The sequence below is a fragment of the Rathayibacter rhapontici genome, assembly GCF_001995175.1.
Taxonomy (GTDB): Bacteria; Actinomycetota; Actinomycetes; order Actinomycetales; family Microbacteriaceae; genus Rathayibacter.
Genome location: NZ_MUKN01000113.1, coordinates 1 through 3088 on the forward strand (window position 1 = coordinate 1; position 3088 = coordinate 3088).

Sequence of the window (3088 nt, forward strand, 5' to 3'; positions counted from 1 at the left end):
CGTCGGCCCCGGCCGCCCCCGCTCCGGCCGCCCCCGCTCCCGACCGCCCCGTCGCGGCTCCGGACGCCGAGCCCACCGTGATCGAGCCGGAGGCGGACGCGACGACGCAGCAGTCCGCTCTCGCCCTCGACGCCGACTACGTCGACGTCGAGATCCCGGCGCGCGCCGAGGTGCAGACGCACCGCGTGACGATCGCGCTGGTCGCTCCGCAGGGCACTGCCCCTGGCGGGTACTCGACCGCCGACGCGGTCCGCTCGCTCGAGCTCGTCGACCGGTTCTACTCCCGCGAGACCGGCGGAGCGATCCGCTTCGAGCTCGAGCAGGTCGTCGACTGGCAGGTGGTCGACCAGCCGATCGCGTGCACGAACACGGGCGGCCTGCACGACTGGATCCAGCAGCGCACAGGCTGGCAGCGCGGACCGGGGCGCCACCTCGTCGCCATGGTGCCCCAGGGCGACCCGTGCCCGAACTGGGCGAACGGCGAGCAGCCGGGCGACCCCGACGACGGCGGACTCGCCTTCCAGCCCGGTCCGGACGCGTACCTGCTCGCGCACGAGCTCGGCCACAACCTCTCGCTGCCGCACGCCTACAGCGTCCACTGCAGCACCACGCGCGACTACCCCTCGACCCCGCTGCCGGCCGACTGCAGCCGCGAGGAGTACGGCAACCGGACCGACGTGATGGGCGACGCGTGGTCGTTCCTGCCGCTCTCGTCCCCGTCGCTGGCGCGCCTGGGCACGCTGCCCAACACCCGCCAGCCGGTCTGCGGCGCACCGCGCACCACGACGCTCGACACCCTCGGAGCCGGGCCCGCCGGCCGGCGCGCCCTCACCTGGAGCGACCCGCAGGACGCGACGATCCGCTACTGGGCCCAGTACAACGACCGCGCCGACACGACGTCCGACGGCGGCGCCTACGCGAGCCCCTTCCAGGTGCGCCGCGACGTCTCGGGCGTGCAGATCCTGCGCTCGAACCCGGGCCAGGCGTACGCCGGCGACCTGCTCGAGCGCCCGGGCGACGCGAGCGAGGCGAACGAGTTCGTGCTGGCCGGCGAGAGCGCGGTGCTCAACTCCGGCATGTCGGTGCGGGTCGACCGGATCGACGAGCTCACCCGGACGGCGACGGTCACCGTGACCGTGCCGTGCACCGACTACGTCGGCGACATCGCTCCGCTCGCCTCGTCGACGAGCGCCTCGTACACCTCGCCGTGGACCTCGGTCGGGGCGGTCGCCGACGGCGCCGCGTCCACGATCTGGGGCTCCTGGCCGCGGGTCGGCGAGCAGCACGTCGAGCTGCGCTGGCCGAGCGCCGCGACCGTCGACAGCGCCTCGGTGCTCTTCGCGAGCGACGCGGCCGACGCCGACGGACGCGGGCTGATCCCCGCCCGGTCGTGGCGGGTCGAGCACCTGGTCGGCGACGTGTGGACTCCCGTGAGCGGAGCCGCTCCCGGCCGCGAGCGCGACGTGCTGAACCGCGCGTCGTTCGCCCCGGTGACCACGACGGCGCTGCGGCTCGTGTTCACGGCGTGGGGCACCGGCGAGTACGGCGGATCCACGGGCGTGGCCGAGATCGAGGTGAACGGGATCTCCCTCGCCGCCTCGGTCGAGGCGCGCGGGACGCTGCAGAGCGTGCCGACCGCGACGACGCGCGACCTCGCGCAGTCCGTGCTGGTGCGCGACTCCGCCGGTCGTGCTCTCGCGGGCCGATCGGTCGACTTCGCGATCACCGGGCCGGCCGCGTTCGAGAGCGGAGCGACGACCGCCGCGGTGCTCTCGGGCGCCGACGGCATCGCCTCGCTGCCGCGCATCCGCACCGGCACCACCGCCGGCACCGTCTCGATCACCGCGCGCGTCGACGGCGGGACGACCGCGCTGGCCGGGGCGAGCGTCACTCCCGGCGCCTCGGTCACGGCGAAGGCGACCTCGCGGCTGGTGCTCGGACGCGTGGTCGTCACCGTGACGGCGACCAACACCGGCCGGGCGCCGGCCGATCTGACCGTCGTGACGCCCTACGGCACGGCGACCTCGGCCGCGGTCGCCCCGGGCACCACGGTCACCAAGGTGTTCCGGACGGGGAAGAGCTCGATCGCGGCGGGCACCGCCACGGTGACCGCCGTCTCCGGCGGCTCGCGCGCGAGCGTCTCGGTGGTCATCCCGCGGGCGTGACCGTGACGGGGGCGATCCGCCCGCCCGGACGGCTCCGGGCGGGCGAGTCGCTGCTGTTAGCGTCGAGGTGACCTGCTCGGCGTCGTGCCGTGGCGGAGGGATCGGGGGACACGATGAGACGGACGACCGCAGGGATCGCACTGGCAGGAGCACTGCTGCTCGCGCTGACGGGGTGCGCGGGCGGAGGCGGGACGGTCGGCGAGGTCAGCACGCCCAAGCCGATCCCGACCCTCACTCCGACGGCCGCCGCCCCCGAGGCCCCGGTGGCCGCCGCGCAGCTGGGCGAGCCCGAGCTCGCGGCCGTGTTCACCGGCATCCAGTTCGTCCCGGACCAGTACGCGAGCATCCAGGAGATGCTCGACTCGATCTACCCGGGGCTGACCGCGACGGACGCGAGCTGCCTGTCGCCGTTCGGGCTGGGCTGGGACACGGCGTCGCCGGGCTCGACGGTGCAGTACGGCACGAGCAACGACCGCTCGATGACCTCGGTCGTGGCGAGCGCGGCCGACCCGGCCGCCGCCTCCGCCCTGGTGGCCGAGGCGAAGGGCGCCCTCGAGCGCTGCGCGAGCGGCTCGGCGCTGTTCGCGATGGAGGGCGTGCCGGTGCAGACGACGGTGGCGCAGACGGTGCCGACGACGACCGGGACCGACGAGTCGGTGGGCTGGACCGTCACCGGCGCGGTGGGCTCGAGCCCGTTCACGCTGGTCGGCATCACGGCGCGGGTCGGCGGGAACGTCGTGGCGCTGGTCGGCTGGGACCCGGCGACGAACGCGTCGTACGTGCCTCAGGCGACGCAGATGTTCGTCGACGCGCTCTAGCGGCTTGCCGCCGGGTCGGGTGCCGCTGGCGGCGTTTCCGCAGAAGTTGCGGTAACCGCGAGCGGCTACCGCAACTTTTGGAGAAGTGAAGCCGGGCGCGTCCGC

At 74.7% G+C, this 3088-nt stretch carries 2 protein-coding genes; both read left to right on the forward strand.

The window, feature by feature from the left end:
• The coding region (locus B0T42_RS20350) for an Ig-like domain-containing protein (protein WP_173892360.1) at positions 1 to 2165 on the forward strand (2165 nt) is incomplete at its 5' end.
• A gap of 113 nt (positions 2166 to 2278) precedes the next feature.
• On the forward strand, positions 2279 to 2983 hold the full coding sequence (locus B0T42_RS18800; protein ID WP_139344598.1) for a hypothetical protein: 705 nt from the start codon (positions 2279 to 2281) through the stop codon (positions 2981 to 2983).
• Positions 2984 to 3088: the final 105 nt, after the last annotated feature.